The sequence below is a fragment of the Streptomyces sp. NPDC015125 genome, from assembly GCF_043080045.1.
In the GTDB taxonomy this organism is placed as follows: Bacteria; Actinomycetota; Actinomycetes; order Streptomycetales; family Streptomycetaceae; genus Streptomyces.
The window spans coordinates 71,079-84,683 of record NZ_JBIBVF010000017.1; the positions used below are offsets into that span (position 1 = coordinate 71,079).

Below are 13,605 nucleotides of genomic sequence, written 5' to 3' on the forward strand. Positions count from 1 at the left end.
GAAATGCGGGGCAATCATCCGTTCCCCGCCTTCCCCCCGGCTCCGCGGCCGTGGTCGTACGGCCGGTCGGACGCCGACAGGTATAGTCCACTTCCGACCCCAGGGGCAAGATCGAATGCAGGTTTGGGCGGCAGTCTTTCCCTAGTTGAGACCTCCCCGACATGCAGGAGATTGTCCGGGAGTCACCCTGAGATTGTCCGGACGTCACCCTGCCGGACCGCCCGGCGACGCCGCGGCCCACCGATCTCAGCGACACCCTTGACACCAAAGACCCCACGCACCTTACTTATCTCTGTTTATCTTGGCGTCATGTAACTGACAACGATGTCAATCTCCTTGAGAGGGCTCGCGTGCGGATCGGATACCAGCACCGTCCACTGCGGGGGATCGCCCGCCCCGCCGCCCTCCTGGCGGCCGCGCTACTCGTCATCACCGTGCCCGGCCCGGCACAGGCCGCGCCGCCCCTAAAGCCCCAGGGGGCAACGGAGTTCCGCTCCTCCTTCGAACCCGGCGAACCGCCGCCGGACTGGACCGACGGCGTCGACACCGGCCCCGACGGCACACCCCGGGCCTCGGGTGTCAGCCCGCAGACCACCCCCGCGGCGCCCGGTATGAACACCGGGACCGACACCGGACCGGGCGACTCCCCCACCGCCAAGGCGCACGCCGGCTTCAGCGGCACCCATGCGCTGCGCTACTCCGGCACCCACACCGCCGACGGCCGCGGCTACTCGTACAACAAGATCTTCGACGTCAACCTCCCCGTCACCGCGGCCACTTCGCTCTCGTACAAGATCTTCCCCGAGATGGCGAAGAGCGATCCGGACTATCCGGCGACCCACACCGCCGTGGACCTCGCCTTCACCGACGGCACCTACCTCAGCGAGCTGTCCGCCGTCGACCAGCACGGCGCGCCGCTGACACCGCAGGGCCAGGCCGCCTCCAAGACGCTCTACGCCAACCAGTGGAACAACCGGGAGTCGCGGATCGGCGCGGTCGCCGCCGGCAAGACCGTCGACCGGATCCTGGTCGCCTACGACGCGCCCCGGGCGCCGCGGACCGCACCGGCCTTCCGCGGCTGGGTCGACGACATCGTCCTCGGCCCCAAGGCCCCGGAGAAGCCGCTCGCGCACCTCTCCGACTACGCCGTCACCACCCGCGGCACGCTCTCCAGCGGCAGCTTCTCGCGCGGCAACACCTTCCCCGCCACCGCCGTCCCCAACGGATTCAACTTCTGGACCCCGGTCACCAACGCGGGCTCCGCCGACTGGCTCTACGAGTACGCGCGGAAGAACAACGCCGACAACCTCCCCACCCTCCAGGCCTTCAGCGCCAGCCATGAGCCGAGCCCGTGGATGGGAGACCGGCAGACGTTCCAGGTCATGCCGTCCGCCGTGGCCGGTACCCCGGACGCCTCGCGCACCGGCCGTGCGCTGCCGTTCCACCACGCCAACGAGACCGCGAAGCCGCACTACTACGGCGTGACCTTCGACAACGGCCTCAAGACAGAGATCACCCCGACCGACCACGCCGCGCTGATGCGCTTCACCTTCCCCGGCGACCAGGCGAGCCTGATCTTCGACAACGTCAACAACAAAGGCGGGCTGAGCCTGGACACCGAGCACGGGATCGTCACCGGCTTCTCGGACGTCAGGAGCGGACTGTCCGTCGGCGCCACCCGGCTCTTCGTCTACGGCTCCTTCGACGCCCCGGTCACCGGCGGCGGCAGGCTCGACGGCGGGGGTGGCAAGGACGTCACCGGCTATCTCCGCTTCAAGCCCGGGGCGGACCGCACCGTGACCATGCGGATCGCCACCTCCCTGATCAGCGTGGATCAGGCCAGGGCGAATCTGGCCCGGGAGATCCCGGCCGGCGCGAGCTTCGCCGGCGTCAGGGACCGGGCCCAGTCGCAGTGGGACGACCTCCTGGGCCGGATCGAGGTCCAGGGTGCGAGCCGCGACCGGCTCACCACCCTCTACTCCAACCTCTACCGCCTCTACCTCTACCCCAACTCCGGCTTCGAGAAGGTCGGTTCGCGCAGCCGCTATGCGTCCCCGTTCTCGCCGCAGACCGGGCAGGACACCCCGACCCGCACCGGCTCGAAGATCGTCGACGGTGAGGTGTACGTCAACAACGGGTTCTGGGACACCTACCGGACCACCTGGCCCGCCTATTCCCTGCTCACCCCGAAACGGGCCGGGAAAATGGTCGACGGCTTCGTCCAGCAGTACAAGGACGGCGGCTGGATCTCCCGCTGGTCCTCGCCCGGCTATGCGGATCTGATGACCGGGACGAGTTCCGATGTGGCGTTCGCCGACGCATACGCCAAGGGCGTGGAATTCGACGCCGAGGCGGCCTATGCCGCGGCCGTGAAGAACGCCACCGTCGCCCCGCCGAACCCCGGCGTCGGCCGTAAGGGCATGAACACCGCGCCCTTCCTCGGCTATACGAGCACCGATACCCGTGAGGGCATGTCCTGGGCGCTGGAGGGCTATCTCAACGACTTCGGCATCGCCCGTATGGGCAAGGCCCTGTACGAGAAGACCAAAAAGCCCCGCTACAAGGAAGAATCCGCCTATTTCCTGGGCCGTGCCCAGAACTACGTCAAGCTCTTCGACGACAAGGTCGGCTTCTTCCAGGGCAAGGACGCCCAGGGCCGCTGGCGGCTGCCCCCGGGCACCTTCGACCCCCGGGTCTGGGGCAACGACTACACCGAGACCAACGCCTGGACCTTCGCCTTCACCGCGCCGCAGGACACCCGGGGGCTGGCCAACCTCTACGGCGGCCGCTCCGGCCTGGCCAGGAAACTCGACGCCTACTTCACCACCCCGGAGACCGCGTCCAAGGAATTCGCCGGCTCCTACGGCGAGGTGATCCATGAAATGACCGAGGCCCGCGACACCCGCATGGGCATGTACGGACACGGCAATCAGCCCTCGCACCACATCAGCTATCTGTATGACGCGGCCGGCCAGCCCTGGAAGACCCAGGAAAAGGTCCGCGACGCGATGTCCCGGCTCTACCTCGGCAGTGAGATCGGCCAGGGATATCCGGGCGACGAGGACAACGGCGAGATGTCCGCGTGGTACGTCTTCAGCTCGCTCGGCTTCTATCCGCTGGTGATGGGCCAGGGCGAATACGCGGTGGGCTCCCCGCTGTTCACCAAAGCCACGGTCCACCTGGAAAACGGCCGCGATCTCACCATCAAGGCCCCGCGCAACAATGCGCGCAACGTCTATGTCCAAAGCCTCCGGGTGAACGGCAAGCCCTGGAATTCCACTGCTCTGCCGCACCGGCTCCTGGCCCGGGGCGGCACCCTGGACTTCACCATGGGCGACCGGCCCTCCGCCTGGGGCACCGCAGCGGACGCCGCCCCGACGTCGATCACCCAGGACGACACGGTGCCCTCCCCGCCCGCCGACCGCTCGGACCCCACGGCCGGTCCGCTGTTCGACAACACTTCGGAAACCGCCGCCACCTTCAGCACCGCCTCGGCCACGCTGACCGCGCCCGCCCGGATCACGTCGTACACCCTGACCTCGGCGGAGCGCGCCGCGGCGCCGTCGGGCTGGCGGCTGGAGGGCTCCACCGACGGCCAACACTGGCAGGTGGTCGACCACCGCGCCGGCGAGCACTTCACCTGGGACCGCCAGACGCGGGTGTTCGCCATCGAACGGCCCGGCGACTTCCGGCACTACCGGCTCCGCGCCGACGGTGCGGCCACCCTGGCGGAGGTGGAACTGCTGGGCTGAGGACCGGCGCCGGCGGCCCGGCCGGAGCCCGCCTCTGCGGAGCCGCGGGTCCGGCCGGCCCCGGGTACGCGGACGGGCCGCACTCCCCCGGCGAGGGAGTGCGGCCCGTCCCGTGCCGCCGGTCAGCTGCCGGCGGCCCTGCTCACTTGCGGATCAGCGAGCGCAGCACGTACTGCATGATGCCGCCGTTGCGGTAGTAGTCCGCCTCGCCGGGAGTGTCGATGCGGACGACCGCGTCGAACTCGACACCGGTGTCGGTGGTCACCTTGACCGTGCGCGGCGTGGTGCCGTCGTTCAGCTCGGTCACGCCGGAGAACGAGAAGGTCTCCTCGCCGGTCAGGCCGAGCGACTCGGCCGACGCGCCCTCCGGGAACTGCAGCGGCAGGACGCCCATGCCGATGAGGTTCGAGCGGTGGATGCGCTCGTAGGACTCGGCGATGACGGCCTTGACGCCGAGCAGCGCGGTGCCCTTGGCGGCCCAGTCGCGGGACGAGCCGGAGCCGTACTCCTTGCCGGCCAGGATGACCAGCGGGGTGCCGGCCGCCTGGTAGTTCTGCGAGGCGTCGTAGATGAAGGAGACCGGAGCGCCGTCCTGGGTGAAGTCGCGGGTGAACCCGCCCTCCGTGCCCGGCGCGATCTGGTTGCGCAGGCGGATGTTGGCGAAGGTGCCGCGGATCATGACCTCGTGGTTACCACGGCGCGAGCCGTAGGAGTTGAAGTCACGACGCTCGACGCCGTGCTCGGTGAGGTACTGGCCGGCGGGGGTGTCCGCCTTGATCGCACCGGCCGGGGAGATGTGGTCGGTGGTGACCGAGTCGCCCAGCTTCGCCAGCACCCGGGCGCCGGAGATGTCCGAGACCGGGGTGGTCTCCATCGTCATGCCCTCGAAGTACGGGGGCTTGCGCACGTAGGTGGACTGCGGGTCCCACTCGAAGGTGTTGCCGGTCGGGATCGGCAGCGCCTGCCACTGGGCGTCACCCGCGAAGACGTCCTGGTAGGACTTGTTGAACATGTCCTCGCCGATGGCGTTGGCCACCACGTCGTTGACCTCAGCCTCGGTCGGCCAGATGTCGGCCAGGTGGACCGGCTTGCCGTCCTGGTCCACGCCGAGCGCGTCCTTGGTGATGTCCACCTTCATGGAGCCCGCGAGGGCGTAGGCGACGACCAGCGGCGGGGAGGCCAGGTAGTTCATCTTGACGTCGGGGTTGATCCGGCCCTCGAAGTTGCGGTTGCCGGAGAGCACCGAGGTGACGGCCAGGTCGTGGTCGTTGACGGCCTTGGAGACCTCCTCCGGCAGCGGGCCGGAGTTGCCGATGCAGGTGGTGCAGCCGTAGCCGACGAGGTTGAAGCCGACCTTGTCGAGGTACGGGGTGAGCCCGGCCTTGTCGAAGTAGTCGGTGACGACCTTCGAGCCCGGCGCCAGGGTGGTCTTGACCCACGGCTTGCGGGTCAGGCCCTTCTCCACGGCCTTCTTCGCGACCAGCGCGGCGGCGACCATGACGTACGGGTTCGAGGTGTTGGTGCAGGAGGTGATGGCCGCGACCGTCACCGCACCGTGGTCGATCTCGTAGGTCGAGCCGTCGGGGGCGGTGACCGTGGTGGGACGGGTCGGCACGCCGTTGGTGGCGGCCGGGGCGTCGGAGGCCGGGAAGGACTCCTTGCCCGCCTCGTCGTCGTCCTCGACGTAGTTGCGCACGTCCTGCGCGAACTGCTGGGAGGCGTTGGCCAGGACGATGCGGTCCTGCGGGCGCTTCGGACCGGCGATCGACGGGACGACCGTCGACAGGTCCAGCTCCAGCTTCTCGGAGAAGTCGGGCTCGGCGGCCGGGTCGAGCCAGAGGCCCTGCTCCTTGGCGTACGCCTCGACGAGCGCGACCTGCTGCTCGTCGCGACCCGTCAGCTTCAGGTACTTCAGCGTCTCGTCGTCGATCGGGAAGATCGCGGCGGTCGAACCGAACTCCGGCGACATGTTGCCGATGGTGGCGCGGTTGGCCAGCGAGGTGGCGGCGACGCCCTCACCGTAGAACTCGACGAACTTGCCGACGACACCGTGCTTGCGCAGCATCTCGGTGATGGTCAGCACGAGGTCGGTGGCGGTCGTGCCGGCCGGCAGCTCGCCGGTCAGCTTGAAGCCGACGACGCGCGGGATGAGCATGGAGACCGGCTGGCCGAGCATCGCGGCCTCGGCCTCGATGCCGCCGACGCCCCAGCCCAGGACGCCCAGGCCGTTGACCATCGTGGTGTGCGAGTCGGTGCCGACGAGGGTGTCGGGGTAGGCCTGGCCGCCGCGGACCATGACCGTACGGGCCAGCTTCTCGATGTTGACCTGGTGGACGATGCCGGTGCCCGGGGGGACGACCTTGAACTCGTCGAAGGCGGTCTGGCCCCAGCGCAGGAACTGGTAGCGCTCCTTGTTGCGGCCGTACTCCAGCTCGACGTTCTGGCCGAAGGCGTCGGCGGTGCCGAACTTGTCGGCGATGACGGAGTGGTCGATGACCAGCTCGGCCGGCGCCAGCGGGTTGATCTTGTCGGCGTCGCCGCCGAGCTCCTTGACGGCCTCACGCATGGTGGCGAGGTCCACGACACAGGGCACGCCGGTGAAGTCCTGCATGATCACGCGGGCCGGCGTGAACTGGATTTCCTGGCTGGGCTGGGCCTGCGAGTCCCAGCCGCCGAGCGCCCGGATGTGGTCGGCGGTGATGTTCGCGCCGTCCTCGGTACGGAGCAGGTTCTCCAGCAGCACCTTCAGGCTGTAGGGAAGACGCGCGGCGCCTTCGACCTTGTCCAGCCGGAAGATCTCGTACGACTCGTCGCCCACCTGCAGCGTGCTGCGGGCGTCGAAGCTGTTCGCCGACACGACAGTCTCCTTCATGCATGAATTCGCGCGTACCACCGCAATGCTGCCGTCACAGCTCCTTGACCATCCGCTAAGGTATGCCTAAGTTAGGCACGCCTTACTGGCGCGGCAGCGGTACGCCTCTCGGCAGATATCTCGATGTCGAGATAACTCTAGTACATCGTCGCGGCCTGGTCATGCCCTGACCGGTGCCGACCGCTCGCATCCCATCGAGGCGCCTACTCAGCGCCCCCGTCGCTCGGCCTTCCGTCTCAGTGAACCCAGTCGTGAGCGTGGTCGCACTGTGGGTGCCGGGTGGCTGTACCGGCTGGGGTGGATCCTGCAGGGCCATACGTAGAGCTGTCGTACGTGGAGGCCGTACGCCACCAACGGCGCCGCCCGCTGCTGGACCGTATGACGGACCGCTTCGAGGACGTCGCGCCGGTACGACCGTTTCGGTGGTCGCGTGGTGAGCGTCACTTCCCGGGCCGGTACTGGGCGGCCACGACAGGGCAGCACGTCGGGAGTCGCGGCGGGAACGGGACCGGCTCCCGCTGAATGACCGACGCTGAACGTCCCGGGCAAGCGGCAGCCAGGCCCTACGCGCGGGCCCCTTCGACTGCCTCGTAGCAGGCTTCGATCAGGGCACGCAGCGCGGCCCGGGGTGGACCGTTCCGCACCGCAAGGTAGGTCTGCATGGCCGGCGCCGGCCCGGTCAGGGGACGGAACACCACACCGGGAACGGAAAGCTGATCGGCAAGTGGGGCGTAGAAGACCGTCCAGGACGGTTTGCCGTAGCCGATGGCGGCGAGGGTGTCCTGGTCGTTGGTGAACTCCGGGCCCAGGACGGGCGTGTAGCCGGCCACCCGGCAGGAGCGCATCACCAGGTCGTGAAGCGCGGGGTTGCGGGAGCGCGGGGAGAGCCGCAGGGGCAGATCCGCGAGCCGGGCCAGTTCGACGGTCTCCCGCGTGGCCAGCTCGTGGCCCGCGGGCAGCGCCGCCCTGAGCGCGTCCTGCCACAGCGGCAGGAACTCCAGCCCGGGGTCGGTCCGTTCACCGCGCAGCAGGGCGGCATCAAGGTCACCGGACCGCACCTGCGCCAGACGTTCCTCGGTACTGCTGGTGACGAGTTCCAACTGGGCGTGGCCGGTAGCAGAGGTGAACGCGGTGAGAACGGCGTCCAGCCGGACACCCAGCCCCGAGCTGGTGCCGAGGCGCACCGTCGCGGCCTGGTCGGCGCGCAGTTCGTCGATGGCCTCCCGGGCGCGTGCCCGGAGGGCGAGCATCTCCCTGGCGTAGGGGAGGAGCCGGTTGCCGGCCTCGGTGAGGCGGACGACGCGGGTGGAGCGAGCGAACAGTTCGGTACCCAGCTCGCGTTCGAGCCGCCGGAGCTGCTGGCTGACCGCGGACTGCACGATGTGCAACCGCTCGGCGGCACGGCCGAAGTGTAGTTCCTCCGCCACGGTGAGGAAGTAGCGCAGCTGACGCAGCTCCATGCCCCCGGCCCCTGTCCCCCGTGACCAGAATTGATCACCGTTCGCGATCAGTGTAGGCGGGGATCGCTCATTGGCCCGCGGAGCTGATCGCGGTTGGCTGGGGACCTCACGAACCGCGCGGCCCGCCAGGGCCCACGAGGCAGAGGAGAGCCATGCCCGGCCTGGACGTCAACGACACCACGCTCCACTACGAGGACGAAGGGACCGGCCCGGCACTGCTGTTCCTGCACGGCTGGGGCACCAGCGGCCGGACCTGGGGCGCCCAGCTGCCCGACTTCACCCGGGACCACCGGGTCGTCACCGTCGACTGGCGGGGCTGCGGACGGTCGGCCCGCCCCGCCCGCGGCAACACCACCGCCGGGGTGGTCAGCGACCTGGTGGCGCTGATCGGCGCGCTGCGACTGGACCGTCCGGTGGTCGTCGGCTCATCGATCGGCGGGTCCTTCGCCACTGAACTGGGAGTGCGGCGACCTGAGTTGATCGCAGGCGTGGTCCCGGTGGGCGCACCCGGGTACTGGCCGTCGACGCAGGCGCAGGCTCAGGCGGAGCTCGTGGCCGCCCTGCGCCGCGACCGGGCCGGTACGGTCGCCGGCTGGGTGCCGGGGTGGTACGCGCCGGGCACCGCGCCCGCGCTCATCGACTGGACGGTCCGCCAGATCCTGGACTCCGGCGTCTACATCGACGCGCACCAGGCCACCGCCGACGGCTACGACCCCCGCCCGACACTGCCCGGACTGCAGGTGCCGATCCACTACATCCACGGTGAGCTGGACACCGCGATCCCCCTGGAGGTGGCCCGGACCTGCGCCGCCCTCACCCCCACAGCCGCGGTCAGCGTGATCACCGGCGCCGCCCACATGCCACACCAGGAGCTCCCCGACCGGTTCAACACCGCACTGCGCGCCGTGCTTGCCCGGATGGCCCAGCTCGCCGGCGCCACCTCGTGACCCGCCCGGACGAGCCCACGCAGGCTGTCCCGGTCGGTCGGCGACCGCGACCGGATGCCGCATCACGGCGCGACCGGCCGCTCCCTCGACGACTTCCCTCGCTTCGCCGCCGACGGCCCGGAAGGGAGAGGTCAGGCCGCTCGCCCCGAAGCCACCTCACTCGAAAAGTCGCACGTACCCGACAGCTGAAGTGCTCGGCCCCGCCGACGCCAGCGCTCATCCGCCCACTGAAGCACTCGGTCACCTGATCTGGTCTCAGGGCGGAGCTGTGACCTGCGTCGACCAGTTCGGCCGAGACGACGGGCTGCCGGAACTCTCAGAGCAGGCGCTCACTTTCTCCCGGTTGGCCGCATTCGCCCGGCCGGTACTGATCAACGGTGCGCCGGGACTCGTCACGGCACGGGGCGGGCGGCCGTGCTCCGTCATGGGCTTCACGGTCGCGCACGGGAAGATCGTCGAGACCAATATCCTTGCCGACCCCGCACGGTTGAGCCGGCTGGAGCTGACGATCCTCGACGACTGCCGACTGCCGACTGCCGACTGGCGACTGGCGACTGGCGACTGGCGACTGGCGACTGGCGATGCGGCCACGTCATCGAGCTTGAGCCCGGCCCTCTTCTGAACCTTCCCCGGCCTTCCCCGGGCCGCCTCAGGACCCCGACAGCCCCGTACGGACCACCGTCACGATCTCCTCATCGGAGAGTCCCAGGTTGCGGGCCTCGGCGATCAGTCGCTGGGCGGCCTCGCCGAGGCGGGCGCGGGCCGGCGATGCGGCGCCGGTGACCACGGCACCGCGGCCGCGCCGGAGTTCAATCAGCCCCTCTTCCTTGAGGCGCTGATAGCCGCGCAGCACGGTATGGACGTTCACGCCGAGCGACGCGGCGAGGGCACGGGCGGCCGGCAGCCGCTCCCCGGCGTCCACCGTGCCGTCGGCGATGGCGCCGCGGACCGAGGCCGCGATCTGGTCGCCGAGCGGGACGGGCGAGCCGGGGTCGACCCGGAAGAGCATCTCAGCCCCCTTCCTTCCGCGAGCGTGCGCGGTCCAGGTACGTATTGAGCAGGGCAACGGCGGTCGCGGCATCGTCGACCGTCACCACGAACTCCTTGCCATTGGTCAGGCACACCACGATGCCCTCGCCCGAGCGCAGTACGAGGCCGCTACGACCGGCCCGGATGCGATAGCCCCAGCCGCCGAACTCCTGGAAGGCGCCTATCGGGCGGCTGGTGGCCTCCGTGATGCGGGCCAGGGGGAGGTGCCGGATGCGGAGGGGCGGCGGCAGCAGAGCCGACGAGACGGTCAGACCGCGGCGGTCGACGGTGACCCGCACGGCGGCACAGGGCAGGATCGCGATCGCGCCGGTCAGCAGGCTGATGCCCGTCAGCCAGTCGGCGAGCGCGAGGAAGAAGAGCCCGGCGCCGAGCAGCAGGGCGCCGAGCACGACTATCGGTGGCGAGCTGATGGTGCGTGACCAGCCCGCCGACATACCCGCCGGGAGGTCGAGCCGGGGCGCCTCACCCGCTGCCCGGTCGGACGGGAGGGGTGCCGGGCCGGCCAACAGACGTCCCAGCGCCCCGGCGAGCAGAGCGACGCCGAGTGCCACGGCCAGCTCCCACAGCGGCAGCTGGACCGCCGAGGGGGCGGTGGCGTCGGCGTTGCCGAACAGGGTCACGCAGGTGAGATAACCGATGGCGGCCGCGGTGGCATAGCCGCCGGCGATCAGCCAGGGCGTCTGCTCCGAGGGCTTCGGCAGCCGCACGAGGAGGCCGAAGACGGTACCGAAGACCAGCAACAGCGTGAGCGTGAGCGTCAGGAAGCCACGGGTGGAGGAGAAACCGTCGGCCCGGGCGCCGACGTCACTGAAATGGGTGGCGAGCGGCTCGGGCAATCGGGCGGAGATCGAGAAGTAGACGACGGCGACGGCCGCGGCGGCAGCGACGAACGGCAGCACGGCGATCAGGGGCCACGGACGGCCTGTTGAGGGCAAGGAAGAACGCGGGACACTCTTCATGGGCGTGGCAACCACCTCTCAGTTGTTCGCATAGTAGTAGAACAACTCACCCATCGACAATTGCATGCCCATCTCATATCTGAGATACGGTCCCCCCATGGCAGACGACTACCTCGAACGCATCGGCAGGCTCATCCGTGACGCCCGGCAGCACCGTGGCTGGACACAGACGCAGCTCGCCGAAGCTCTCGGCACCAGCCAGAGTGCGGTCAACCGCATCGAGCGCGGGAATCAGAACATCAGCCTTGAGATGATCGCCCGTATCGGCGAGGCACTCGACAGTGAAATCGTCTCGCTCGGCTATGCCGGGCCGATGCATCTGCGGGTGGTCGGCGGCCGCCGGCTGTCCGGCAGCATCGATGTGAAGACGAGCAAGAACGCCTGCGTTGCGCTGCTGTGCGCCACGCTGCTGAATGCGGGCCGTACAACTCTGCGCCGGGTGGCCCGTATTGAGGAGGTCTACCGCATCCTCGAAGTGCTGGGCAGCATCGGCGTACGCACCCGGTGGATCAACGACGGCAACGACCTGGAGATCATCCCGCCCGCGGAGCTCGACCTCGACTCGATGGACACCGAGGCCGCCCGCCGCACCCGCAGCGTCATCATGTTCCTCGGCCCGCTGCTGCACCGGATGGACCACTTCAAGCTGCCGTACGCGGGCGGTTGCGACCTCGGCACCCGGACCGTGACCCCGCACATGACGGCGCTGCGCCACTTCGGCCTGGAGATCACCGCCACCGACGGCACCTACATCGCCGAGGTGGACCGCAGCGTCGCCCCCAAGCGCGCGATCGTACTGACCGAGCGCGGCGACACCGTCACGGAGAACGCGCTGCTGGCCGCCGCCCGGCACGACGGCGTCACCGTCATCCGCAACGCCTCGTCCAACTACATGGTCCAGGATCTCTGCTTCTTCCTGGAGGAGCTGGGCGTCCGGGTCGACGGCATCGGCACCACCACACTGACCGTCCACGGCGCCGCGCACATCGAACGCGATGTGGACTTCGCACCGTCGGAGGACCCGGTCGAGGCAATGAGCCTGCTGGCGGCGGCAGTGGTCACCGAGTCGGAGCTGACCATCCGCCGGGTCCCGGTCGAGTTCCTGGAGATCGAACTGGCGGTCCTGGAGGAGATGGGCCTGGACCACGAGCGCAGCGCGGAGTACGCGGCCGACAACGGCCGTACCCGGCTGATCGATCTGACGGTCCGCCCCTCCAAGCTCCAGGCCCCGCTGGACAAGATCCACCCGATGCCCTTCCCGGGCCTCAACATCGACAACGTCCCCTTCTTCGCGGCCATCGCGGCCAGCGCCCAGGGCCAGACCCTCATCCACGACTGGGTCTACGACAACCGCGCCATCTACCTCACGGACCTCAACCGCCTCGGCGCCCAGGTCAAACTGCTCGACCCGCACCGGGTCCTGGTGGACGGCCCGACCCGCTGGCGCTCCTCGGAAATGATGTGCCCCCCGGCCCTGCGCCCGGCCGTCGTCGTCCTGCTGGCCATGATGGCCGCCGAGGGAACCTCCGTCCTGCGCAACGTCTATGTCATCAACCGGGGTTACGAAGACCTGGCCGAGCGGCTCAACTCGATCGGGGCGCAGATCGAGATCTTCCGGGATATCTGAGAACTCTGCGAAAAAGTGCCGCCGCCCCCTGTCTGACCTGCACGAATGTGAGGCAGGACGGGGTGCGGCAGCATCTGTGGGATTTCTCTGGGACTTTACGACTGGGGGCTTCCACCGTGATCGTGGACACGGTTGTCATACAGCGATGGGCAGCGTAGTTGATCTCTACTCGAAGGCGGCGGGCGCGAGGTAGCCAAGCGCCGAGCGCCTCCGCTTGTGGTTGTAGAAGCCGAGCCAGCGGAACACCGCTAGCTGAGTGGCCCGTTCGGTGTGCCAGCCGCGCGGACCGGACAGGATCTTCCGCTTGAGGGAGGCGAAGAACGACTCGGCGGCAGCATTTTCCGCGCTCGATCCGGCAGCCCCCATAGACCGGCGGACCCCAGCGGTGCGGCAGGCCTCGACGAACGCCTTCGAGCTGTACTGGGCTCCGTGATCACGCCCCCGGCTGCCGCACCGGTGCTGAGGGCTGCAACGCCGGATCCCGGGGGTCGCCGAGGTCGAGGTCATTGCCGATGATGACCTTGCCGAACAGCCACATCAACCGCACCGCGCGCGCCACCCCGAGGGCTGCCGCGCCCTCGGCCAGCCAGTGCGCTCCGACCGCATCGTGCTCCGTGTTGTCGAGGACCACAGCGAGCAGGCACAGTCCGGAGACCACCAGTGTCGCGCTGAGAATGCTCATCCAATTCCGCCGGAATTCCGGCCCCTTTTGAGGGTGTGTGCGCAAGACCCGCATACGGGGTCCTGTGGCCGCGGCGTACAGAGTCACGGCCGCAGTGATGAAGCTGCCGATGATCGCGACGACGGTCGCCGTCGTCGTATAGACCGCGATCCTCTGCTCCCTGTCGGGCCATCCCAGCACGTCGCCCGCGCCCGTGATCCGTACAGCCGCCATGTGCAGACCGACCGCTGCACCTGCGATCACCAGGTCCACCACT

At 69.2% G+C, this 13,605-nt stretch carries 10 protein-coding genes; 4 read left to right on the forward strand and 6 right to left on the reverse strand.

Translation table 11 applies throughout. From position 1 onward, the window contains the following. Positions 1 to 350 precede the first annotated feature (350 nt). Positions 351 to 3,752, forward strand: coding sequence for a GH92 family glycosyl hydrolase (locus ACF088_RS28570; RefSeq protein ID WP_392378729.1), 3,402 nt, complete (start codon positions 351 to 353; stop codon positions 3,750 to 3,752). A gap of 142 nt (positions 3,753 to 3,894) precedes the next feature. Here the strand turns inward: ACF088_RS28570 and acnA are convergent, their stop codons facing one another. Together acnA and ACF088_RS28580 are read right to left on the reverse strand one after the other, a co-directional pair. After that, positions 3,895 to 6,609 carry an aconitate hydratase AcnA gene (gene acnA / locus ACF088_RS28575; protein ID WP_392378730.1) on the reverse strand — a complete coding sequence of 905 codons (2,715 nt, stop codon included), beginning with the start codon at positions 6,607 to 6,609 and terminating at the stop codon, positions 3,895 to 3,897. A 578-nt stretch (positions 6,610 to 7,187) separates the two neighbouring features. After that, a complete protein-coding gene (locus ACF088_RS28580; RefSeq protein WP_392378731.1) occupies positions 7,188 to 8,084 on the reverse strand; it encodes a LysR family transcriptional regulator in 897 nt (298 codons plus the stop codon). 152 nt (positions 8,085 to 8,236) lie between these two features. Between ACF088_RS28580 and ACF088_RS28585 the strand changes: the two genes are divergently transcribed. Both ACF088_RS28585 and ACF088_RS28590 read left to right on the forward strand, forming a co-directional pair. Next, positions 8,237 to 9,031, forward strand: a complete 795-nt coding sequence (locus ACF088_RS28585) for an alpha/beta fold hydrolase (RefSeq protein ID WP_392378732.1) — start codon at positions 8,237 to 8,239, stop codon at positions 9,029 to 9,031. 268 nt (positions 9,032 to 9,299) lie between these two features. Further along, positions 9,300 to 9,653 carry a hypothetical protein gene (locus tag ACF088_RS28590; protein WP_392378733.1) on the forward strand — a complete coding sequence of 118 codons (354 nt, stop codon included), beginning with the start codon at positions 9,300 to 9,302 and terminating at the stop codon, positions 9,651 to 9,653. A 27-nt stretch (positions 9,654 to 9,680) separates the two neighbouring features. On the opposite strand, the gene ACF088_RS28595 is transcribed toward ACF088_RS28590, so the two are convergent. Both ACF088_RS28595 and ACF088_RS28600 read right to left on the reverse strand, forming a co-directional pair. Then, a complete protein-coding gene (locus ACF088_RS28595) occupies positions 9,681 to 10,040 on the reverse strand; it encodes a GntR family transcriptional regulator (protein ID WP_392378734.1) in 360 nt (119 codons plus the stop codon). Position 10,041: 1 nt separating this feature from the next. Next, positions 10,042 to 11,040 (reverse strand): DUF1648 domain-containing protein, encoded by a 999-nt coding sequence (locus ACF088_RS28600; RefSeq protein WP_392378735.1) that lies wholly within the window; start codon positions 11,038 to 11,040, stop codon positions 10,042 to 10,044. 97 nt (positions 11,041 to 11,137) lie between these two features. Here ACF088_RS28600 and ACF088_RS28605 point away from each other — a divergent pair, with 97 nt between their 5' ends. Continuing rightward, complete coding sequence (locus ACF088_RS28605) at positions 11,138 to 12,667, forward strand: helix-turn-helix domain-containing protein (RefSeq protein WP_392378736.1); 1,530 nt, start codon at positions 11,138 to 11,140, stop codon at positions 12,665 to 12,667. A gap of 165 nt (positions 12,668 to 12,832) precedes the next feature. On the opposite strand, the gene ACF088_RS28610 is transcribed toward ACF088_RS28605, so the two are convergent. Beyond that, positions 12,833 to 13,174, reverse strand: a complete 342-nt coding sequence (locus ACF088_RS28610; RefSeq protein ID WP_392378737.1) for an integrase core domain-containing protein — start codon at positions 13,172 to 13,174, stop codon at positions 12,833 to 12,835. Further along, the gene (locus tag ACF088_RS28615; RefSeq protein WP_392378738.1) at positions 13,101 to 13,592 is read right to left on the reverse strand and encodes a hypothetical protein; all 492 of its coding nucleotides are present in this window, start codon (positions 13,590 to 13,592) and stop codon (positions 13,101 to 13,103) included. The genes ACF088_RS28610 and ACF088_RS28615 overlap by 74 nt, the downstream gene beginning before the upstream one ends. Between the last annotated feature and the right edge of the window lie 13 nt (positions 13,593 to 13,605).